Here is a 20,697-nt window from a genome sequence, read left to right as displayed (position 1 = left end):
ATCCGGCTCAAGCAGGCCCTGAAGGCTCACGAGGCCCCCGGAGTCGCCGGGCCCCTGCCGCCGCGTCGACGGTGACAATGGGTGTGGATCATTTGGAATGCGACGTGATCGTCGGACTGGTCTCCGTCCGGGGTGACGGTGAGTGCATTGCTCCGCACCGCCATCCGGGTCACCCGCAGCCACTGCTCCCATTCCTGGGGGCTTTGCGGCTGCCGGTCGGCGTGCAGAAGGAGGTCCCCGCAGAGGGAACACCGTCCGTGCTGCGCCTGGAGCAGGCGTAGTCCGTACGGACTCAGCGGCGGTTTGTTCCTGTGGCGCCGGGAGGCCCAGTAGTCGGCCAGCGCGGGATCGTCCACAGACGCGCCCTTGGCGACCAGCTGATGTCTGACGATCTTCGTCCAGGAGAACTTGGTGAGATAGCGGCCGGAGGCCCGGTCGCCGAAGACCCACCGGTCCTGCCTGGAGCGGTTGAACCGGCCGAAGTACTGAGCGGCGACCCAGCCCCTCGACTTGTTCGGGTGGGTGTGCCTGGCCCACTTGTAGACCAGTTTCCACACGTGGTTGTCCAGCGCGGTGAAGATCTCGCTGGACACCACGCCCCGGTAGTAGGCAGCCCAGCCCCGGATGATGGGGTTGAGCTTGGCGATCACCGCCGTCGCGTTCTGGCCCCGAAGAGCCCGCACTTCGGCGGTGAGCCGTGCCCGGATCCGTCGCACGGCCGCCTTGCTCGGCTTGATCAGCAGCACGCCGTGGTAACGGCGGATGGTGAATCCCAGGAAGTCACAGCCCTCGTCGAGGTGCACGATGCGTGTCTTGTCCTCGTTGAAGGCAAGGCCCCTGGGCGCCAGCCACCCGGCAAGCCGTTCCTTGACCTGCTCGGCCTCGCCACGGCTGTGGCAGAGCGTCACAAGATCATCGGCGTACCTGACCAGACTCGGCGAGCCCTCTTTCAGCTCCCCGGCACCAACACCGGTGAGCTGGTAGCGGACTCCGGCGGCCGCTTCCATTCCGTGCAGGGCCACGTTCATCAGCACAGGAGAAATGATCCCGCCTTGCGGGACCCCTTCCTCGGTCGGGGACAGCCGCCCGCGATCGAGCACACCCGCCTTCATCCACTGCTTGACCAGTCCCCGGGCGGGGAAGTGGCCGAGAGCGGCCAGGAGGCGGTCATGGTCGATGCGGTCGAATGCCGCCGCCAGATCCGCGTCAAGGATCCACTGCCGTCTCGGGTTCTTGCCCTTGACGACGAGGAAGATCACTCCGATCGCGTCATGGCAGCCACGGCCGGGCCGAAATCCATAGGACCTCGGCTCGAACCGTGCCTCCCACTCGGGCTCCAGCGCGTTCACCGCCACGGCTTGAAGACACCGGTCAATGATCACGGGGATCCCGAGTCCGCGCTGACGGCCGCCTGCCTTCGGCACGAACACCCGCTTGACGGGCCGGGGCTTCCAGAGTGTCGCCCGATGCTGCATCCAGTCGGCCAGCTCGGCCTTGCCCTGGGGCAGCAGGACGACCCTCCCGTCGACCCCGGCCGTCTTGCGGCCAGCGTTGATCTCCGTCACCCGCCGCACGCTCAGCAGCGTGTTGGAGCGGGAACGGAGCATCAGTTTCTGGAGATTGCGGACCTTCTTGAGGTCCCCTGCCTGTGATGCCGTGAAGATCCTCTGCCTCAGCCGCCGTACTTCCTCCTCCGCCTTGTGCCAGTCGATCGACTGCCAGTCGGTGGGGCCGCCCTCCGGTCCGTTCACCGCGCCGCTGTCGCCCAGGACGGCATGCGCCCGGGAGGTTCCAGTCGTCATGGCGTCCAACTTGTCCTTCGGTTCCGGTGCTGATGATCATCGGTTCTCCACAGGCCCACCTGACCCACGTCAGCACCCTTTCGGGTCCGGGCAGAGCGCCCGTATCCGGCCGGTTATCCAGGGCGACCAACGGAGGCGCTGGCCATGTGCTCCGGTTTCCCGCTGCCTTTCGGCCACCGGCATTGGCTTCTTGGGTCATCCTGTTCCCGCTGGGGAGTTGAGCCTTCCTTACGGTCGGCTGACCGGCGTCTTCCGGCGCCGGACCCCAACGGGGTTTCCACGTTCCACACGAGTGAGATACGACCGGGGTGGGTGCCCCCTAAACTCCGGGACGGCGGTGCTCTCCCGGCTGACGATGGGTGTTCAGCCGGCGCCTGCCGCTTCTCAGCGGCCAGTCCTGCACCCCGCTGGACCATCCCATCGGCGGGGCCCAACGATCACGAAGCATCATCAGGGGTTCACTCGCGTTCACCCGTCCGGTCTTCCCCTTGCCGGTAACTCCCGGATGGAACGGGAGTCCTTGGGCGTCTCCTCCGGGCTTCACACCCCGCCGTTACCAGCGGCGCATGCCGGAGTGGGGACGGGCCCTGAGCACTGGCCCGGAACTATCCTGTCGACAACAACTGCCGCCCTCCTTCAGGTAGTTCACTCATACTCGTGCGACTTCGTGTCGCACCCCACCGGTCGTTGTACCCAGGGTTGTCGTAGGCGGCCAGCTCCGCCTGGGTCGCGGCGTCGAGCAGCTTGAGCTCCGCCTCCCGGGAGATGCGGGGAGAAAGCCGCGCCGACAGCGCGGTGGAGGCGATGCCCAGCAGTGCGCGTGCGCCGATGGCCCCGGTCAGGAGAGCCAACGACGGGGCGGCGGCGAGGATTTCTTCTCTGCTGATGTGCTCGGAGGCGATCAGCGGTTTGATCGCTCCCGTGGTGGCCATCAGCCCGAACGCCTCCAGCACGCCCGACAGGACCTGGACCGCCATCAGCGCGATCACCGCGGTGCGGTCGACCTGCCAGCCCAAGGCGAGGGCCCGGCGGATCAGCTGTGGCAGGCGGCGGGCCATGGCGCGGCTGGTGATGGCGTTGGCCGCCGCGATCCGGCGGTCACCAGGGATGCTGAACTTCAGTTCCTCGTCCGCGCCCGCTTCCTGCGCTTCGGCGGACGGGCTGGTCAGGGAATCGGTTTTCGGTGTGGTCGTCACCGGCGCTTCCATCCCCTTGTCGTCCGGTTTGCCGTGTTGTGTTCGGCGTCGGCCAGCACGGAGTACGGTCCTCCTCCCTTGGGTGGCAAGTTCGGTCCGTTCATGGAGAGATCCCCCTTTGGTCGGTCTGACAGGTGCGGCCGGTCCGGACCGCTCCTCGGCACGATGTGCAGGTGTTGTCGGTCAGAAGCCGCGTGCGGGTCCTGCGTCTGGAAGGAGGTCGGCGAAGGCGTCCTCAATATCCGGGAGACTGTTCAGCAGGCGGCGGATGGTCGTCTGCTTCTCGCTCCAGTACCGCTTCAGGTCCGTCTCTGCTTCGGGGTGCAGGTCGTACTCGCTGGTCGTGGCGCCGTAGAAGCTGAAGAGCGTGTACAGCAGCGCGGCCCGCGCGCAGGCGCGCACATCCGCAGACGGAAGACTTGGGTTTTCGGCGTGGTAGGCGCTCACCATCGCCAACGCGCAGGCGTCCCATTGCGGGCTCGTGGCTACGGTGCGCGGGTCGAATGCGGCCCGGCCCAGCTCCCAGGCCGGCATGCCGCTCGCGCCCCGGAAGTCGATAACACCCGTGACGGCGTCGGCGAGGACGACCAGGTTGGTGCGGGTGAAATCCGCATGTAGTGCCTGTTCCACCAGCTCGCTGGGCAGGTGGTCGCGCAGCCGGTGGACATGCTCGTGCAGGTCCTCCCGACGCTGGTCGAGGTCGGCACGGAGACGCTCGGGATTCTCGTGCCCCTGCCACAGGGCCTTGGTCAGGACCCGGTCGGCCTGGGCGAGAGCATCGTCCACCGTGCCGGTACGCCAGCGGGACTGCTGCACCCTTCTCGGCATCGGGTAGGCGGCGAGCACTCGGTGCATGCGTCCCATCACCGTGCCGATGTGCTCGGCGAGTTCCACCGTCATCGCCGACGTGGTCACGCGTCCGGGCGCCTCGTCGACCACCGCCCAGGCACTGCCCTCCGCGATCGTGATGAGGTTGCCGTTCAGGTCGGGCCAGATCCTTGGAACGGGGAGCCGGGCTGCCCGGCAGTACTCGGACATGTCCCACGCGGTGCGGGCCGCTTCCACGTCCGCATCCGAGTGGTACTCCTTGACGAAGAGCCGGGCTCCGTCCTCGGTCAGGACTCGTCGATTGATCGTGTCGGTGCCCATGTGCACGGGCTCGACCACCTGTACGACGATTCCGTACCGCTCCCCCAGCACGTCTGCCGTCAATGCTTCGTCCTCGTCGGCTTCGCTCATGCCGGCCACCGGGACGCCGAGGAGAGCCGACGGGCGACGAGGACGCGTGAGCCGAAAAAGTCAGTCCTGGGCATGGTGTTCATGAAACTCGCCCGCCCCACAGGCGCGTTGCCTTCTCCCGGCGCAGGTTGTCCAGCGTCAGGTGCGCCTCGTCGACGAGCCCGAAGTCGTGGTGCTTGATCCCCCAGCACAGGGCGTCCAGCGCATCCACGGCCGCGTACGACCGGCACGTGGCGAATTCCTCCTCTGCGGGCCGACTGGCGGCGGGCCGAAGCTCGGCCCTTTGGGAGTCGATGACCCGCAGCCGCTGCTAGCTCTCGTCCCACATCCAGTTCTTGGGCATGTAGTCGCCGTGTTGGGATACCTGGGGCAGGCTCGGAGGAGCTTCCTCGGCGAGCGTGCGCACCATCGCGAGGTCGTGCTCCGGCGCCTATGCCGCCGTACGGTCCAGCAGTTGGGCGACCGCCTCGTCCCACGCCTCCTCCGTCGCTGCTGGCATCAGCTCGTCGGCCTGCTCGTAGGCAGCCCGTTCCTGCTCGGCCGGCAGGCGCAGCATGTCGAGACCGCGTCCCGGGCACGGCGGTGATCAGGACAGTGCTCGTCTGCGTGTCTGCGGCAACCAGCTCGGGTGCACGGCTGGCGCCCACGGCCACGGTCCACTTCTGGTACGCGGTCACCTCGCGGGGGTGGAACTTCGGGCCCACGTGGAGCTTCCCGAACCACCTCTCGCAGTCAGGCCCGTTGATTTCCCAGACGGAAGGCCGGATGTCGCCGGGCCTAGGGTGCTCGGCAACCACCGTGTACGTATCGGTCACCGACTCCACCAGGTGGTGGAGTGCGCTGGGCATGTCGGTCACAGTGCGCCCTTCCGCTCGCCGAGCCCTCCAACCACACCACGATGGGTGACGGTTCGGATGCATTCGGTGTCCTGTCGTGGGTGGGTAGTCTGCCGGGGGCCACTGACAATGTCCCCTGAACTGGTCATACGGAGGCGGCAGCACGTAGGACCGTGCCGGAGGCCATCTCGACGAGAGACTCGTCGAGGACGCCGTATGTCCAGCCGAGCGTCACGAGGTGCGGGTCGTTGTCCGCCCTGACGCGCTCGCGCAGCGCTTTGATCCGCCGCAAGGCTTCGGCGCGGCTGATGCGGGCGCGATCGGCGTAGCTCTGCGGGGTTGCGCCTACGGCGACGGCCCGCCAGGTCTCGATCTCCTCCGGTGAGAATGCGCCGGGCGAGGAGGTTTTCTCGGGGCGTGTGAGTTTCCCCGTCACGTAGCAGGCGTGGACGACGGCGGGCCGACCGCTGACTCCGAGCTTCTGACCGCAGTGCCTCACCTGTATACGGATCGTGCCTTGGGTGATGGCCAAGTCGGAGGCGATCGCTTCGGTGGACTTGCCCTCCGCGATCTTCTTGGCGATCCGCACCTGGGCGGGCGCCAGATCGAGAAGTGTCGTCGACGGGCGTGCCGATCGTGCACTCACGGGGTTGTACGTCCCTTCTTTTCTCGGTGAAGTAGTTGTCGTGATCAGGCGCGGGTCAGCCATCGCCGCCGCTCGGCATCGGTGACCGTCCGCTGGTCGTGGTCGAGTTCCAGGCGGGCGAGCCGGGCGCGATGCTCTATGACGTCATCGCCGAACGCCGTGCGCGCGAAGGCACTGTTCTCGAAGGACGACAGGGCATCGGTGAGGGTGGTGGGCAGAGGGGCGCCGCCTGCGCGGTAGGCGTTGCCCATCTCTTCGGCTTCGAGGGGCAGCCGGTGTTCGATGCCGTGATCCATGGCCGCCAGGACCGCGGCCAGGGCCAGGTACGGGTTGGCGTCGGCGCCCGGTACCCGGATCTCCAGATGGAGTCCTTCACCACGGCCGACGACGCGGACGGCACACGTACGGTTGTCCCGTCCCCAGCTGACAGTGGTCGGGGCGAACGAGCCAGGTGTGAACCGCTTGTAGGAGTTGACGTTCGGCGCGTAGAACGGGCCCAGCTCCGGCAGGCCGGCGAGCAGGCCGGCAATCGCGTACCTTCCGGTCGGGGAAGGCTCGAACTCATCCTCGGGGGCGTGGAGTTGGCTGAGGTTTTTCGACCACAGCGACACATGCAGATGCATGCCGTTGGCCCGGCCGGTCTCCGGGGCTGCCATGAACGTCGGTGTCAGTCCGGCCCGTTGGCCCAGGGTTCGTACGGCGTGCTTGAACAGCAGGTGCTGGTCGCAGGCGGCCAGTGCGGGCCCGTAGGGGAAGGTCACCTCGACCTGGCCGGGGCCCGCCTCGGTTTTGATCGCCTCGACGGGCATGCCGGCCCCGGCGAGCGCACGGTGCAGGCGGCGGAAGAACCGGTCGGAGACTGGATCGTGGTCGAGGGAGTAGTCCAAATTCTCCGTCGACAGGGGCTGCAGGGCCCGGTATCCGGCCTGCTCAGCATCCGTGTAGGTCCCCTTGTAGAGGACGAACTCGGTCTCGATCCCCGTCTTGGCGTGCAGGCCGTGCCGGGCCAACCGAGCCAGCTGATGCTGCAGGATCTGGCGGGGCGCGATCCCGATGGGGGTGCCGCACTCGTGTACGGCGTGGCCGAGCACGACGACGGTACGCGGCATCCACGGCACGATACGCAGGGTCGCCAGGTCCGGCCGCACCGTCAGGTCCTGATAGCCGGTCTCCCACGAGGTCAGTTCAAAGCCGTCCGCCGTGCTCATGTCGACGTCGGTAGCCAGGATGTAGGCACACACCTCCGCGCCGTGATGCGCGACGCGCTGGAGGAAGTGACCGGCGTCGTACCGCTTGCCCTTCAGCCTTCCCTGCAGATCGGGAAGGGCCAGCAGCACCGTGTCGACCGTGCCCGCCTTAACGAGACTGCGCAGGTCGGACAGCGAGAACCCATTCTCTGAGCGGCTGCCCTCGGCCGAGACCGCTGCAACACGGTGCGCCCCCAGGCCGTCTGTGAGGGTCCCCGTCATCACACGACATCCTTTTCGTATGCAGCCGCCGAGCCATCGAAGTTCTGAACCGGGACCTCGTAAGAGTCACCCTGCTTCCGCCACCACCCCCAGGCGAGGGCCAGGACAACGAGCAGAGCGATCGGCGCATAGTTGAAGGTCTCCACGGACACCAGGCCGCCGCCGGCGGGCCGTGTCTGCGGCAGACAGAACAGCACCGTCACGAACACAACCCAGACAACGGCGATTGTGCCGACAGCCACGCCCCAGTTGCCGAGGTTCCAAGGGCCGGGCCGGAAGCGGTCCCGGTTCTTGATACGCAGGTAGATCGGGATCGCGTACGCCGGGGTGATGCCGACCACGTTGATACTGGTGATCGCCGCGTACGCGACCGGGCTGTACAGGCTCGGCAGGGCCAGCACGGCGGCGCACACGACCGCCAGCAGCACGGCCAGGCGCGGAGTACCAGTGCGACGGTCGACCTGCCGCCAGAGATGCGAGCCCGGCAGCGCCCCGTCACGAGAGAACGCGAACACCATCCGGCTGGCCGCGGCGGTCTCGGCGCTGCCACAGCACAACTGCGCGATGATCACCACCAGGAGCAGCGCCTTCGCCCCCGCCACGCCCAGGGCATCCAGGAAGATCTGCGCCGGCGGCACCCCCGTCGCCGTGCCCACGGTGCCCGCGTAGTCCTGGATCGCGAACGTGAGCCCGGCCAGCAGGACGAACCCGGCCAGCCACGACCAACCGATCGCGTGGACAATCCCGCGGGATGCGGACATCTGGGCGTCGGTCGTCTCCTCCGACAGGTGCGCGGAGGCGTCGTAACCGCAGAACGTGTACTGGGCCAACAGCAGACCGAGCACCGCCACGTACAAGGGGCTGGACCAGCCGGTGTTGTTGACGAACTCACCGAACACAAAGTCGGTGGACTGGTGGTGGGACGGCACGATCGCCAGTGCTCCGACGATCACCGTGACACCGCCGAGGTGCCACCAGACACTGATGCTGTTGAGGATGCTCACCAGCCGGACCCCGAACAAGTTCAGGGCGAGGTGCAGGGCGAGGATGCACAGGAAGATCACCATGATCTTGCCGGGTGTCGGCTCGAAGCCCCACTGCAGGTTGAGGAAGGCGCCCGTGAACAGCGCGGCCCCGTAATCGATGCCGGCGATCGCGCCGAGCAGACCCAGCAGGTTCAGCCAGCCTGTGTACCAGCCCCATTTTCGCCCGCCGAGTTGCTCTGCCTGGTAGTACAGGGCCCCGGAGGTCGGATAGGCGGAGGTCACCTCGGCGAGTGCGGCGCCGATGAACATCACCATAGCGCCGACGACCAGCCAGCCCCACAGCATCACCGAGGGCCCGCCGGTGTTCAGGCCGAAGCCATACAGGGTCATGCAGCCGGACAGGACGCTGATGACGCTGAAGGAGATCGCGAAGTTCCCGAATGGCCCCATGCGCCGGGCCAGCACGGGTTCGTAGCCCAGCTCCCGCAGGTACGCGTCGTCGGACTTCCGGGACATGGCACGGTGGTTTGGACTTAAGCGAGACACGGGTCAGCCTCCAAAACTCAGGGATATGGACAGGTTCATGCCAATAGGCTTTGTTGGGAGCGGATGCCGATCAGGGGTGCGGCCCGGCGCGCGGCCTACGGGTACGGGCGTATGAGAGGGACTCGGCACGCGCTCGCAGGAGCAGCGCCTCGCCGGGGTCAGGCCCTGCAGCCCCGTCGTGCACCGACGCCCACGGCTCGCGGGCGGCATACGGGCCCGTCGCCTCGAACACCTCGGCGGCCTCCAGGTACTGGTGGCCTGCCCACAACGCATAAGCAAGGAGGTTCAGATCGGCAACCGAGAGCTGCACGGCGGGCGCCTTGCGGAACCAGTCGTGAAAGGCGATCAGTGTGTAGTCGAGCGTCGACTCCTGCGCCCACTGCCGCCGCCACAGCGGATCGGCCCGCGACTGCCGACGCTGCTCGATCTGCGCGTACGCAGGCAGAAGCAGCAACGGCGATCCGACGGGCCGCTGTGAGGCCACGGATCGGGCGAAGTCGAAGACCGCGGCCAAGGAAGCGCCCCGCGGCCCCTCAAGGGCGAGCATGAACTGCAGCACGCGGTGGTAAGCCTCGCGGTTGTACGGATCACGCCGGTTGACCTCGTACAGCAACCCCCACGGACCACTGGGCAGCATGGGCTCCTCGGGCCTCACTCGGTGTTCCTGACGCAGCTGGCGCGTGTCGATCTGTGCCAGCGCCACGAGACACACCCATGGCACGGGATCATGTGGCGCACGACGAGCTGCCAGCAGCACCGCACGTCGCGCCCTCGCCTCGAACTCCAAGGTCCGAGGGTGTTGTTGACGGTGACCGCGCAGCGCCCTTTCGACGGCGACACGAACACCCATCAGCTGCGCGTCGTAGCTGCCCGGCTCCTCGGCGAGCCAGACATCGACCACGTCCGATCTGGCGGCTGCCACGGCCATCAACTGGGTGCGTGATGTTCGCAGTGCCCAGTGTGTGCTCGTCTTCCGCAGCAGATCCCGCGCCGGCTTCCAACGCCCCGCCTGCAGTTCGACGAGGGCCACGCGCAGGTCGTCGTCATGGCCGGCCGGGTGATAGACGAGACCCATCAGAGCCCCTCGGCGCGGACGAGGCGCCGCTGAAGAGCGGGATCGGATCCGTTCGTCCGATGCGTGCGGACTGTGCGAGGTGACGTGCGTTCCGAGCTGGACGTGAATGTCATCGGGGGGCCTCAGGCAGATTGGGGGGAAGGGGCCGCGAAGTGATTGGGGCGGACCGTCGGCCGAGCAGGAAAAGGGAACTCGGAAGCCGAGTCAGGTTCCCTAGAAGCGAATCTTGCCGATCATGTCGGCGACACCGGTCATGGCCCGGTTGATGCTCGGGGCCATGGACGTGCTCGACAGGAAGAACCCGAAGAGCACGCAGACGATCGCGGGTCCGGGCTTCACGGTTTTGCTGCGTATGAGAACGACCACGACGATGCCGAGCAACAACACGAAGGAGATACTCAGAGCCATCAGGAGGCCGCTTCCTCCGCAGGCCCTCGCCGCTCCCGGCGAGCCTGGCTCAGCGCGCGGCGCAGAGCATCGGGCCGCGTCAGCGATCGCGGGCCTTGAGGGAAGACGTGCCAGTACATCCCCGGAGGCGTCGTGCTCTCCGCGGACGGCACGACGACGTGACATTTCTGTCCCAGCGCGACGGTCCCCGGCTCCTCCCAGCGGGCCGCGGTACCCACGGGAACCAGGAAGTAGAGGCGGGGTTCCGGCCCTCCGTGATCGAGAATCACGGGGCCGACCGGTTCGTCCCCCTCGTCGAGGATCTCGATCGCGCGCCGGCCCACGGCCTCCACGGCGCGGACGGCGTCCCACCACTCCCCCGCCGAGCACAGCTCGGGCTCCTCGCCGATGGGCATCCAGCGCGGCGGGATCGCGCGAGCTGCGGGATTGTCGTCGGACATGGAAATGGCCTCCTCACCACTGTGTGTGAAGAGACCATTCCATTCAGCAAGGTGTCCTGCGCGGACAGTCTGTCCGTGGGCTCCGCTCACCAAAGCCCTTGACACAACCTCAGGTTGTGCTAATGCCTGTCCAACTACCAAAGGCCGAGAGCTCGTTGGACGGGTGCGCGTCCATCCTGAGCAGCGCAGCGGTGGTCTCGCGAACGGACGGATGAAACCGCGTGTGGTTGGGCGCGACCTTCCGAGCACGCTTGAGATCCGCGAAGGCACCGTCCCGGTCACCCGAGGCGAGCTTCGCGGAGGCTACGTCGATGAAGTGGTGGCTTGACCGCTCGCCGACGGTCGTACTGGGCGGCGACCACTCGCCACCGGAGACCGGCGACCATTCGGTGAGGCGGGCGAGGGCCTGCTCGGTGTCGCCCATATCGATCATCGCGTGCACCTCATGGATGCGGATGTTTGTCGGCCCGAACGACATCTCGTACGCCAGGGAGTCCCGGTTTCCCGCCATGCGCGCGACCTGCTCCGCCTCCCGCAGGTACGCGTCGGCACGGTCGGAGCTGTTCTCACGTGCTTCGAGGACGGCCAGCTTCAGCAGCAGCGCACCGTCGACCGCCAGCGCGTCCTCCGTGAAGGAGCGTTCCGGCTGGAGCCGCTCCAGCTCGGTCCGCAGCGCGAGGAGCTTGCGACGGGCCGGCGAGTACGCGCCCTGGCGGAGCATCGCTCCCGCGACGAGGTAGCCGGCCGTGAACTGCATCAGGGGGTCGCCGGAGTGGTCGGCCGCCCAGCGGACGCGCTCCAGCGCCGTGTTCGAGAGGTCATGGTGACCCATCTTGTGGGCCAAGGAGTTCACGGCACGGTAGGCGCGCGCCAGATGCCAGAACGCCTTACTACGGTCACCGTTGCCGCCGCCGAGGGCCACATGCGTCAGCTCGGTGATGATCGGCGGCAGCAGGGGGCCCATCGGCGCGTACCGGGCGTCGCGGCGCAGGGCGGCCACCTGGTCGACCTCCGACGCGAGTACCGGAAGCGCACGGGGAGCGATGTCGAGGTCGTCGGGGCTGTCGTAGCAAAGCAGGAGGCGACGCAGCTCGGGGATGACAGCGTGCACACCGTCCTCGGCCTCCGGCTCGCCGTAGTACGGCTGGCCGGTCAGGACCTCAGGACCGAAGCGCAGTGCCTTCGCGAGCGCCAGGACCAGCGAGGGTGAGGCCTTGCGCGCGCCCGACTCCAGCTTCTGCACGTAACTCGGGGAGACCGCCACCTTCTGTGCCAGTTGGGCGGCAGACAGCTTCCGTGTCCTGCGAGCTATACGGAGACGGTCTCCCAGCGTCAGGTTTTCACTCATCGGTGGATCATCCCTTCGCGATGGAGCACTCGGATCAGGGTACGGAAAAGGCCTTGGACCGCGACCGCAGTCGCCAAGTGTTAACAGAGCCGGAAGCGCCGCGATCAGCGGGCGAAGCCTGCTGGTACGACATCCAGGACCTCGGCAAAGCCTCCTGGTCCGGAGCGAATGCGGGCAATACGCGATAATCCGGCCAGAATCTGGATCCCATTGAAACTCTGCCGTCAAGAGCTCACAAAGAAGAACCTATGGACAAACTGTCCGCGCCGCTTCCCGCCCGCGATGACATCTCGGGCCACCAGGCGGGTTGCTCGCCACTCTCCCATGCACCTGCGCCCTCCAAGGCCACACCCACGGATACACCTCTTCCTGAGCGACGAACCAGCAGCAGTAAGCGCCGAGTCAATACCACAACTCAGCTTTGGATAAGCGGAGTTCACCAAAAATTCCTGCGGACAACCTGTCCGCGCAGCGCCAGCACGGAGCTGGAAGTCTCTCCTCATAGCCACCGCCCCGAGCGGTCCGGTTCGCGCCACAACTCCCGTACGTCGCACGCGAGTTCGACTGGTTCGGGAGCGCCGTGACGTCCAGTCACAAGATCTAGACTCAGGGTCCGCGCACGAGGCACCGAGTGACCGCTGTACGGCGGTCACACGCCCGTGTGCCATGACCTCGGGCGCTGCGAGTTCACGCCCGGTTCCAACGAGTTGAAGAGGGTGTTCCCATGCCTGAGAAGGTCACCAAGGACAAGGTTCTCTGCTACGTCGTACGCGACGGCAAGCTGTTGGTGTTCCGTCACACGGACTACAGCTACGAGGAAGTCGGCATCCAGGTTCCGGCCGGCAGCATCCGTGAGGGCGAGACGCCGGAAGCGGCGGCCCTGCGCGAGGCCCGCGAGGAGACCGGCCTGAAGGACTTCAAGATCGTACGGAAGCTCGGCGAGACCGAGTACGACATCAGTCCGTACCGGTTCGAGATCCAGCGCCGCCACGTCTTCCACCTGGAGCTGACCGAGCCGACGCCGGAACGGTGGGCCAGCCAGGAGGACCACGACGGCGAACAGGAGCCCACGCACTTCGAGTGCTTCTGGGTCCCGCTCGAGGCCGCCCACATCCTCCAGTCGGGCCAGGGGGCCCTGCTGGGACGCCTGTCCGACTGATCCCTTCCGGTCTCGGCCACCCAGGAGGCAGCCGATGCGCCACACCACCGAACAGCACGACCCGATCGCCCAGCTGTACCGAGGACTCGACACCGAGGACACCGCCAGCGCCGTATCGGTGATCCTGAAGTTACGCGGTGACACCTGCGACATCGACTGTCTGTACTGCTACGAGAAACGCAAGGAAGCCCCTGGAGGAGCCCGGATCGACGCCGATCAGGTGCACCGGCTCGCCATGCTCTTCCGGGGGCGCCCCCTCGCAGTCGAACTGCACGGCGGGGAGCCATTGACCGCCGGCCGCGACCACATCGCCAACGTCCTCCGTGAACTGGCCGCACAGCCCAACGTCGTCCGCGTCTCGCTACAGACCAACGGCGTGCTGCTGGACGAGAAGTGGCTGGACCTCTTCGACTCGCTCTACCCGCGCCTGCAGATCGGCATCTCCCTGGACGGCGACGCCCGGGGCAACGCCTGGCGGGTCGGCTACGACGGCAAGCCCGTCTACCCGCGCGTCACCGACGCCCTGCGACTGCTGGGAAGTCGCGGGCGGAAGGTGGGGGTGATCGCGGCGGTAACTCCCGCCGTACTCGGCCGCGCTGAGGCCGTCCTCGACCACCTCGTTGGCTTCGAGGCGGTGAACGCGGTCAGTTTCGTTCCCTGCTTCGACACCACGGTCCGGCGCCCGACAGCCGTCACGGGCCGCCGCGTACCGGCGAGCCGTCTGCTCCAGCAGGCTGCCGTGGCCAACGCTGATGGTCCTGGCTGGGCCATCAGGCCGCACGACTACGCGGAGTTCGTACTCGCCGTGACAGCCCACTGGATCAGCGCCGGTCACTTCGGCCGTGTGAAGCTGGAACCGGCAGTCTCGACCATCCGGCGGCTGCGCGGGCTGGGCACCGGCTTCTGCCACTTCTCCGACATGAAGTGCGACCACGTCTTCACTCTGTATCCCGACGGCCGGCTCGGCAGTTGCGACGAACTTCCGTGGCCGCAGGCCCGACTCACCCTTCTCGACGAGAACTCGGTGGAATCCGACGTCGTCAAGGCCCAGCAGGGCTCGAACTTGCTGAACCAGGGCAAGGCCCTGATGGAGAAGTGCGTCACCTGCGACTACCGGTCAACGTGCGGGGGCGGCTGTGTCGCCACGCGGTGGCGCTACGACCTGTCCGGGGATCAGGACGCCTACTGCGACTACCGAATGCGGATGATCGACGGCATCGCAGCACTCCTCGCCCAACCCGCTCATCCGGCAGGTGCCTGGTGCCGCACAGCGCGCTGGCGCCCTCGGACGCCGAACAGCATGTGCGACGTCAGCGCCTTCCTCACCAGCTGGAACCAGGCCGACTCGTTCAGGCCCCCGGTACGCGTCCACACAAGCGCACACGGCAACATCAACACCGTCGGTCTGCCGGGAATCCACGAGGCTGACGACTTGGACCCAGCCCATCCCCAGTGGCACGAGGCGATCGAGCCCGGGGTCCGGCCCCTGGTCGATGCCATCACCCGGGACTGGCAGCTGGTCACGTACGACAGCTGCCAGGGGCACTCATACACCGGCCTAGAACTGCGGCCCGCCGAGCGCCGGGTCGGCGTTCTCCCCCGCACCCCGGCCGAGTACGCCGCGACCGCCGCCGCTCTGTGCCGGGCGGTCACCGTGGTTGCCGCTGTTCTACCGCCGTCGGTGCGCGTGGTCATCGGGCGCGCCGAACTGGAGTGCGAGACCACGGGCCGGACGACCCCCGTGTTGGACCTGGCGCTGCTGCCAACTCCCGGCCACGGCTGGTCGGCGTACTTCGACACCGTGGACGCGGCCACCGCGGTCGTCGCGGAGGCATTGCGCGGCGAGCGGCCCACAGCACAGGGCGGATGCTCCTGCCCGGTACCGCAAGCCGACGCAGACGCTGTCGAGGAGGTGTTGGCGTGATCAGCGCCGCGGACACGCAGACCGTTCACCAGTTACTGGGGCGGATCGTGTACTTCCACGCCCTGTTCATCGAGCCCGCACTCCAGCCGGGTCCGCCGCCGGAGCCAGGGCCGGCGTGCTGCAACCACGGCGTCGCGGCGCTCAGGCTCCGCCACACCGTCGACGAGCTGATGCCCGACTCGGCCTGGGCCGCCCTCGGTGACGTCGCCGCCACGCTCCCGGATCACCACCGGCCTTGTCCCGGCGCTACCGGGACATGCTGCGCCACCTGCTACATCGCCTCGGCGTCCGCGGCCGTGGCAGCCGGATGGGCTCAGAGCGAGTGGCATGGATACCGGCAAACAGACGCCGCTGAAACGCTCCCACGCGTCTGTGGGGACGCGGCGGCCATCAGACTCGGGCGGGTCTTCGCCGCTCAGCACGACGCCCCGTGCCCCGCGCTGGATGGGCTCGCCGAGGTCCTGGTCATGCGGGAGGCGTTGCCTGGTCCGGAGCAGCTGCCGCTGACAGGCGAGCTCCTGGCCCTATGGGCCGACCCGACCGTGACCACCCACCAGCCCGTGGTCAGTTGGCTCAACCACTGCACCGGCCTGGACGACGTCCGCCGTGTGCTCGACACGAGGAGGAGCGGCACGTGATCCACATAGCCGAGACTGTCACGGTCGGCAGCGTCGAGGGGTTCCTCGACGCCGACGAGCGAGCCCGACTCGCCACCGTGATGAGCGGCTTCCTCGCAGACAAGGGGCCGGCCCACTTCGACACAGGGCGGACGACCTCCATCCACGAGATCCCCGGCCACTCCACGGAGCAGGCGATGGCCGTGTACGAGCCGGCCGGACGGGTGGAGGTCCGCCAGATACCCGGCGAGGCCGAGGAGCTGCTGCAGCACGCCTTCGACCGCGCTCGCCCGGCGTTGTCGCGTGTCATGCCGTCGATCACCACCTGCCGTCCTTGGACGTACGTCGAGTACGGTCCCGGCCAGCACATCACCGGCCACCTCGACGGCATCGCCCCCGACCCGCTTGCCTGGCCACGGCAGATCGCCGGGATCAGTGTCGTGATCAGCGAGGCGGAGGCCGGCGGAGCGTTCTACGTCGAGAGCTGCTCCAGCGACCGCCTCTGGAGCGCACGCCTGGAGGGCGGGAAAGACGGCTACGCGGACGGCATGTGGCTGGCCCACGACGGAGCGGACCACTCCGCCGACTGGTTCACGGCGATGCCTCGCACCCGGTGGAACGTGAGCCCCGCGCCGGGTGCTGCGCTGCTCTACGGCTCCCAGCTCACGCACGGAACCGAGCCGGTGACCGGAGGCCGGGTCTCGAAGTTCATCAGCTGGCTGATCGCTGAGAAGCCCGAGGAGTGAGCCTCGTGTTACTCGCCCTGGAAGGCATCGCCGGAGCGGGGAAGAGCACGTTGCGTGACCGGCTCCTGGCCTCGGCCGCGGCCGAGGGCATCCAGGTCGGCCATATCGGCCAGTTCTCGTGGCTGTCGCTGGAGTCGACCCGGACCATCATCGGGCTGCGCGCCGGTCGCCCGGCGCAGGACAGCGACCGTGCGGTGGCCGCCGTCCGCCGCGATCTGGAGCTCCATGCGCGCCACAATCTCGTCCCGGCCAGGTCCGTCGGGCCGCTGATCGCCGACAGACTCACCTTGTCGACGGCGTGCCTGCTCGCTGTCCTGCACGATCGGCCTGTCGCCGACTGCGTACGGGAGCTGGCCGAAGTGAGGGCGGCCCGGGCCGAGCTAACCGTGCTGCTGACCACCCCACCTGAGCTCTGCCGTGCCCGGCTGTCACGCCGGTCCACGCCGCGCCGGTTCGGCGAGGACCGGCCGACCGCGGCCCGGCTCGCCGAGCTGTACGAGGTGGCCGCCACCTCGTGGTCCGAAGCGACAGGTCTGCCCGTGCTGCGGCATTCGTGTGCCACCGAGTCCGACCTCGACCTACTGGCCGCCGCCTGCATGGACCGGCTGCGTGCAGCCGTCCCGCAAGCGACCCGAACGTGAGGAGCCGTCCCATGCGACTTCATCCGCTGCATCCCGCTTCCTGGGTTCTCGACCAGGTCCGTTCCGACGGGTGGGAGGTGCACGACCTGCTCTCGTTCACCCGAGCCAGCACCTTGGTGCTCGTCAGCCACGGCAGTGCGGCTCCGATGGTCCTCAAGGCCGGCTTCGGCGGCAATCACGTCTTGGCCGAACTCGACGAGGACGACCGCAGAGCTGCCTATGGGTTCTACTGGTACGCGGCAATGACCGAGGCCGAACGGGCTCTGACCCGGGAGGACTTCCGCCACGAGATCGACACCGCCCGGGCCGCCACGAATGCCGACCACGTCGTGCCAATGCTGGAGGAGGGCAGCACCGACCGGTTCGACTGGTACACGATGCCCTACTGCGCCGACGGCAACTTCCAGCCCAGACTCGCAGCCGCCACCGCTGGCCACGGCGAGAACGTGGCCGTCGGCCTGGGCATCCTGGCCGACGTCGCCGAAGGACTGCGGACCCTTCACGAACGCGGGATCGTGCACCGCGACGTCTACCAGGAGAACGTACTCGTACACGACGGCCAAGGACTGATCACCGATCTCGGAGCCTCCCGTCGCGTCGACACTCCGCGCGGGCCGGCCAGGCGCGGCCCGGAGGTCCACTGGCCGCCGGAGTACTCGGCCTCCTACGACCACGCCACCCCCGCCGCCGACGTCTTCAGCCTCGGGGTCCTGGTCTACCGCTTTGTGTGTGCTGACATCCCTCGGCACGGCCACTCCCAGCTCGACACCGCCCCCACCACCCTCCAACCAGTGATCGCCGCGGCGCTCGCCCACGCACCGGAGGACCGGCCGACGATGAGCGAGCTGCGCGACGCCCTCCGGCGGACGGCCATCCCAGCCATCGCGCTGGCCCAGCGCGGTCACTGACCCACTCCGCTCGAAGGAGACCGCGGTGCCCACCGCCCGTTCGCCGCCGCACCACACGGTGCCACCCAATGCACGGCCCCAACATCTCCGTCTGGAAAGGACGAGCACTCTCATGGAGAACGACCGGATCAGCTCCTTCCTCGCCGCCGTGGACGACCTGCGCGGTGAGGACAAGACCGTCCGCACCACCGCTCACACCTCCAGCGTCTCCGCCGAGGGATGGCCGACCACCGAGGCCACCACGGGCTCCGACGCGGCCTGAGCTCCACGCACCACACCGGCAGCAGAGCACCGGTGAGCACTGCCTGGGGCCGGACCACCACTTGGTCCGGCCCCAGGCCCAACCCCGTCGGAAGGACCCGCCTCGTGGACGCGCCCACCATCGACTTCTCGTTCGCGCCGATCCGGACCCTGCACCGCGACCGAGCCCGCCAGATCCGCACCCTCATGCAGTCCGCCACTCAGCATCCGACCGAGACGGAGGTGCCGTCGGCGGTGGCCGTCGACTACTGCCTGGCCCACCACGTCCTCGAAGGTGCCGAAGCCGCCGCCCGAGCCCGCGACGCCGCTGTCTTCGACTGGTATGGCACACACCCGGACGCGGGCACCCCGGCACTGTCCACACACACCCTCGTCGGCCCGCGCGTCGTGGTCGCCCCCGACTTGGAACACCTGCCTCGCTCGGGGATCTCGGAGACCCCCTACTACGTGCTGGGCCCCGACACCACCGCCGCCCCGCCAGCCCTACGAGAACTGGTCGCCACCGCGTGCGCCACCGGCGCCCGGAGCGGATTCGCCTCCCTGCTGGCAGACCACGCCGCCGTCGTCTGTCTGCTGCGCCGCAAGAGGCTCGGCGACACCCTCGACAGTTGGACCATCACTCGTCTGCCCGGCACCATCTTCTGCGACCACGTCGGCAACCCCGTCGTCCTCGCCCGCGATCTCATCCACGAGGCGGGCCACAACTGGCTCAACGACGCCCTGTCCGCGACCGCCTGCAAGATCAGCGACGAGACGCGCTTCCACTCCCCATGGAAGAAGACAATGCGCCCGGCCTTCGGCTTCCTGCACGCCTGCTGGGCCTTCCCCCTGACCATGATCTACACCGCCCGTCTCCTGGAGGAGACCACCGGAGACCTTCACCGCTTCCTGGCCGCCTACCTGGACCAGCAACGCGGACTCCTTTCCACGACCGCCGACGACCACGCCGACGCGCTCTCCCTCATCTCCGACCCCGGCCTGCGGCAACGTCTGCACGCCGTCCACCAAGAGGCCCTCAGCCTGTGAACAACTCCCCCTCCCTGACAGCCTCCGCAGCCATCGAGCCCGCAGACGGAACACCGGAACCTGGTCTCATCCTGCGCATCCACCCAGCCGACGAACCGGCGATGCAGGCGCACGCCGGAGCAGCCAGTCTCGAACTGGACACACTCATCACGGAGAAAACCGCCTTCAACGCCGGCTCCGTCGCCAAGCAGATCACCGCGTACCTCTGTGTGCGCGCCGCCCGTGACGGGCTCCTCCAGCTCGACCGCGCCGTGGACAGCTTCCTGCCCCGCTTCCGAGTCCCCGGCGTGACCGTCGCCGAACTCATCCAGCACCACGGCGGCATCCGCGACGCCGAGTCTCTGCTCTCCCTCGCCGGCTTCCGTGACCTCGACCACTACACAGCCGACGACCTGCTGCAACTGGCCTACCGCCAGCACGACCGAGCCGTGGAACCGAGCCGGTTCCTCTACAGCAACACCGGTTATCTCCTCCTGGCGGAAATCCTCACGCACGTCCACGACGCTCCGCTACAGGAGATCGCCGAGCAACAGGTCTTCACCCCGCTCGGTATGTCCTCCGCACGCTTCAAGAGCGATCCGCGCGAGGTCATCACCGGCGCGGCGTCCAGCTACCAGCCCACCGCCACCGGCTGGTCCCACCAGCAACGCCCCGTCACCCTGCCCGGCCCAGGCTCGCTGTGGTGCACCGTCACTGATCTGGACCGCTGGCTCGGCCACCTTTGGCACGAATGGCAGACGGCGCCTGGCAACCAGCTCCCGTTGGAGCAACACCTCAGCTATCGGCCCAGCGACCACCCCCCATTCACGTACGGAGCTGGGCTGTACGCCGATCCACGCCCGGGCCGCACCGCCGTCTTTCACTACGGCCACGAACAGGGCTTCTCCGCTGCCACCGTTCTCACCAGCACCGGGCTCCGGATCGTCTGCCTGTCCAACCACTCCGACATCGCCGCCGACCACGTCGCCGCATCGGTCATGGCCGACCTCGCCCGCGACTCTGGCACCAACCCCGGTCAGCTCCTGTCCCGTGCCCTTCGCGCTCAGCCCTCGTCGAGGGCTATGGCGGCGGACGACCGAAGCAGCGACGAGGAGATGCCACATGCGCCGATCGGTACCTACGCCTGCGGAGAGGTACCAGGCACGGTACGCCTCACCCGCAGTGGGGACTCCCTCTACCTGTGGCGGCGTGGCACCCGAGACCTTCTCACAGCCACCGGCCCCACGACGTACACGGCGGACGGCTACACGCTGACGCTGCCGACGAAGCCGACGGGCCGCATCGAGGCGCATTTCGAGGGTTTCGTCCTCGACCTCGATCGCGCCCCGGGGCTGCACTACCACAGGTGCCCAGACTGACTCCCTCATCCAGGGAAGGCACGTCAACTGTGGGAAGACAGCTCGCCTCACCGCACGAAAGCCGCT

Annotated in this window: 22 protein-coding genes; 9 read left to right on the top strand and 13 right to left on the bottom strand. The window is 67.9% G+C overall.

The genetic code is table 11. From position 1 onward, the window contains the following. Nucleotides 1-26 precede the first annotated feature (26 nt). From ltrA to F9278_RS27615, 13 genes are all read right to left on the bottom strand, one after another. The gene (gene ltrA, locus F9278_RS27665; protein ID WP_152169128.1) at nt 27-1,802 is read right to left on the bottom strand and encodes a group II intron reverse transcriptase/maturase; all 1,776 of its coding nucleotides are present in this window, start codon (nt 1,800-1,802) and stop codon (nt 27-29) included. Between the two features lie 605 nt (nt 1,803-2,407). Then, nucleotides 2,408-3,010: a hypothetical protein gene (locus tag F9278_RS27660; protein ID WP_226966979.1), complete on the bottom strand. Its 603-nt coding sequence runs from the start codon at nt 3,008-3,010 to the stop codon at nt 2,408-2,410. Nucleotides 3,011-3,181: 171 nt separating this feature from the next. Then, entirely contained in the window at nt 3,182-4,237 is a 1,056-nt protein-coding gene (locus F9278_RS27655) for a phosphotransferase enzyme family protein (protein ID WP_226966978.1), read from the bottom strand. Nucleotides 4,238-4,316: 79 nt separating this feature from the next. Further along, the gene (locus F9278_RS48245; protein ID WP_264300183.1) at nt 4,317-4,448 is read right to left on the bottom strand and encodes a hypothetical protein; all 132 of its coding nucleotides are present in this window, start codon (nt 4,446-4,448) and stop codon (nt 4,317-4,319) included. Nucleotides 4,449-4,547: 99 nt separating this feature from the next. Next, the gene (locus tag F9278_RS48815; RefSeq protein WP_404818949.1) at nt 4,548-4,646 is read right to left on the bottom strand and encodes a phosphotransferase; all 99 of its coding nucleotides are present in this window, start codon (nt 4,644-4,646) and stop codon (nt 4,548-4,550) included. A gap of 21 nt (nt 4,647-4,667) precedes the next feature. Continuing rightward, nucleotides 4,668-4,793: a hypothetical protein gene (locus F9278_RS48240; RefSeq protein WP_264300182.1), complete on the bottom strand. Its 126-nt coding sequence runs from the start codon at nt 4,791-4,793 to the stop codon at nt 4,668-4,670. Nucleotides 4,794-5,218: 425 nt separating this feature from the next. Further along, on the bottom strand, nt 5,219-5,719 hold the full coding sequence (locus tag F9278_RS27645) for a LuxR C-terminal-related transcriptional regulator (RefSeq protein ID WP_181811079.1): 501 nt from the start codon (nt 5,717-5,719) through the stop codon (nt 5,219-5,221). Nucleotides 5,720-5,763: 44 nt separating this feature from the next. Further along, nucleotides 5,764-7,188, bottom strand: a complete 1,425-nt coding sequence (locus tag F9278_RS27640) for a glutamine synthetase family protein (protein WP_152170721.1) — start codon at nt 7,186-7,188, stop codon at nt 5,764-5,766. After that, a complete protein-coding gene (locus tag F9278_RS27635; RefSeq protein WP_152170720.1) occupies nt 7,188-8,690 on the bottom strand; it encodes an amino acid permease in 1,503 nt (500 codons plus the stop codon). Before F9278_RS27635 ends, F9278_RS27640 begins: the two co-directional genes overlap by 1 nt. Nucleotides 8,691-8,790: 100 nt before the next feature. Beyond that, nucleotides 8,791-9,795, bottom strand: coding sequence for a hypothetical protein (locus F9278_RS27630; protein ID WP_152170719.1), 1,005 nt, complete (start codon nt 9,793-9,795; stop codon nt 8,791-8,793). A 213-nt stretch (nt 9,796-10,008) separates the two neighbouring features. Further along, nucleotides 10,009-10,203, bottom strand: coding sequence for a hypothetical protein (locus F9278_RS27625; RefSeq protein ID WP_152170718.1), 195 nt, complete (start codon nt 10,201-10,203; stop codon nt 10,009-10,011). Next, nucleotides 10,203-10,643: a hypothetical protein gene (locus F9278_RS27620; protein ID WP_152170717.1), complete on the bottom strand. Its 441-nt coding sequence runs from the start codon at nt 10,641-10,643 to the stop codon at nt 10,203-10,205. The genes F9278_RS27625 and F9278_RS27620 overlap by 1 nt, the downstream gene beginning before the upstream one ends. A gap of 109 nt (nt 10,644-10,752) precedes the next feature. Then, complete coding sequence (locus F9278_RS27615) at nt 10,753-11,991, bottom strand: helix-turn-helix domain-containing protein (protein ID WP_152170716.1); 1,239 nt, start codon at nt 11,989-11,991, stop codon at nt 10,753-10,755. Nucleotides 11,992-12,715: 724 nt separating this feature from the next. Between F9278_RS27615 and F9278_RS27610 the strand changes: the two genes are divergently transcribed. From F9278_RS27610 to F9278_RS27575, 9 genes are all read left to right on the top strand, one after another. After that, nucleotides 12,716-13,150, top strand: coding sequence for an NUDIX hydrolase (locus tag F9278_RS27610; protein ID WP_141583828.1), 435 nt, complete (start codon nt 12,716-12,718; stop codon nt 13,148-13,150). A 34-nt stretch (nt 13,151-13,184) separates the two neighbouring features. Further along, nucleotides 13,185-15,074: a radical SAM/SPASM domain-containing protein gene (locus F9278_RS27605; protein WP_152170715.1), complete on the top strand. Its 1,890-nt coding sequence runs from the start codon at nt 13,185-13,187 to the stop codon at nt 15,072-15,074. Then, the gene (locus F9278_RS27600; protein ID WP_152170714.1) at nt 15,071-15,712 is read left to right on the top strand and encodes a hypothetical protein; all 642 of its coding nucleotides are present in this window, start codon (nt 15,071-15,073) and stop codon (nt 15,710-15,712) included. The genes F9278_RS27605 and F9278_RS27600 overlap by 4 nt, the downstream gene beginning before the upstream one ends. Next, nucleotides 15,709-16,437: a hypothetical protein gene (locus F9278_RS27595; protein WP_152170713.1), complete on the top strand. Its 729-nt coding sequence runs from the start codon at nt 15,709-15,711 to the stop codon at nt 16,435-16,437. The genes F9278_RS27600 and F9278_RS27595 overlap by 4 nt, the downstream gene beginning before the upstream one ends. Beyond that, complete coding sequence (locus F9278_RS27590; protein ID WP_152170712.1) at nt 16,434-17,078, top strand: nucleoside/nucleotide kinase family protein; 645 nt, start codon at nt 16,434-16,436, stop codon at nt 17,076-17,078. The genes F9278_RS27595 and F9278_RS27590 overlap by 4 nt, the downstream gene beginning before the upstream one ends. Nucleotides 17,079-17,089: 11 nt before the next feature. Then, the gene (locus F9278_RS27585) at nt 17,090-17,986 is read left to right on the top strand and encodes a protein kinase domain-containing protein (RefSeq protein WP_152170711.1); all 897 of its coding nucleotides are present in this window, start codon (nt 17,090-17,092) and stop codon (nt 17,984-17,986) included. A 112-nt stretch (nt 17,987-18,098) separates the two neighbouring features. Beyond that, nucleotides 18,099-18,248, top strand: coding sequence for a hypothetical protein (locus F9278_RS46365; protein ID WP_193241666.1), 150 nt, complete (start codon nt 18,099-18,101; stop codon nt 18,246-18,248). A gap of 104 nt (nt 18,249-18,352) precedes the next feature. Then, entirely contained in the window at nt 18,353-19,273 is a 921-nt protein-coding gene (locus F9278_RS27580) for an aKG-HExxH-type peptide beta-hydroxylase (protein WP_193241665.1), read from the top strand. Further along, nucleotides 19,270-20,631 (top strand): serine hydrolase domain-containing protein, encoded by a 1,362-nt coding sequence (locus tag F9278_RS27575; RefSeq protein ID WP_193241664.1) that lies wholly within the window; start codon nt 19,270-19,272, stop codon nt 20,629-20,631. The genes F9278_RS27580 and F9278_RS27575 overlap by 4 nt, the downstream gene beginning before the upstream one ends. The last annotated feature ends 66 nt before the right edge of the window (nt 20,632-20,697 follow it).

It is taken from the genome of Streptomyces phaeolivaceus (genome assembly GCF_009184865.1).
Taxonomy (GTDB): Bacteria; Actinomycetota; Actinomycetes; order Streptomycetales; family Streptomycetaceae; genus Streptomyces; species Streptomyces phaeolivaceus.
Note: the sequence above shows the minus strand (reverse complement) of the source record. Positions and strands in the feature narration are given on the sequence as shown.

Coding starts and splice junctions, on each gene's coding strand:
- ltrA (WP_152169128.1), bottom strand. CDS start 1,802: ATGACGACTGGAACCTCCCGGGCGCATGCCGTCCTGGGCGACAGCGGC.
- F9278_RS27660 (WP_226966979.1), bottom strand. CDS start 3,010: ATGGAAGCGCCGGTGACGACCACACCGAAAACCGATTCCCTGACCAGC.
- F9278_RS27655 (WP_226966978.1), bottom strand. CDS start 4,237: ATGAGCGAAGCCGACGAGGACGAAGCATTGACGGCAGACGTGCTGGGG.
- F9278_RS48815 (WP_404818949.1), bottom strand. CDS start 4,646: ATGGTGCGCACGCTCGCCGAGGAAGCTCCTCCGAGCCTGCCCCAGGTA.
- F9278_RS48240 (WP_264300182.1), bottom strand. CDS start 4,793: ATGCTGCGCCTGCCGGCCGAGCAGGAACGGGCTGCCTACGAGCAGGCC.
- F9278_RS27640 (WP_152170721.1), bottom strand. CDS start 7,188: ATGACGGGGACCCTCACAGACGGCCTGGGGGCGCACCGTGTTGCAGCG.
- F9278_RS27635 (WP_152170720.1), bottom strand. CDS start 8,690: ATGTCCCGGAAGTCCGACGACGCGTACCTGCGGGAGCTGGGCTACGAA.
- F9278_RS27630 (WP_152170719.1), bottom strand. CDS start 9,795: ATGGGTCTCGTCTATCACCCGGCCGGCCATGACGACGACCTGCGCGTG.
- F9278_RS27625 (WP_152170718.1), bottom strand. CDS start 10,203: ATGGCTCTGAGTATCTCCTTCGTGTTGTTGCTCGGCATCGTCGTGGTC.
- F9278_RS27620 (WP_152170717.1), bottom strand. CDS start 10,643: ATGTCCGACGACAATCCCGCAGCTCGCGCGATCCCGCCGCGCTGGATG.
- F9278_RS27615 (WP_152170716.1), bottom strand. CDS start 11,991: ATGAGTGAAAACCTGACGCTGGGAGACCGTCTCCGTATAGCTCGCAGG.
- F9278_RS27610 (WP_141583828.1), top strand. CDS start 12,716: ATGCCTGAGAAGGTCACCAAGGACAAGGTTCTCTGCTACGTCGTACGC.
- F9278_RS27605 (WP_152170715.1), top strand. CDS start 13,185: ATGCGCCACACCACCGAACAGCACGACCCGATCGCCCAGCTGTACCGA.
- F9278_RS27585 (WP_152170711.1), top strand. CDS start 17,090: ATGCGACTTCATCCGCTGCATCCCGCTTCCTGGGTTCTCGACCAGGTC.
- F9278_RS46365 (WP_193241666.1), top strand. CDS start 18,099: ATGGAGAACGACCGGATCAGCTCCTTCCTCGCCGCCGTGGACGACCTG.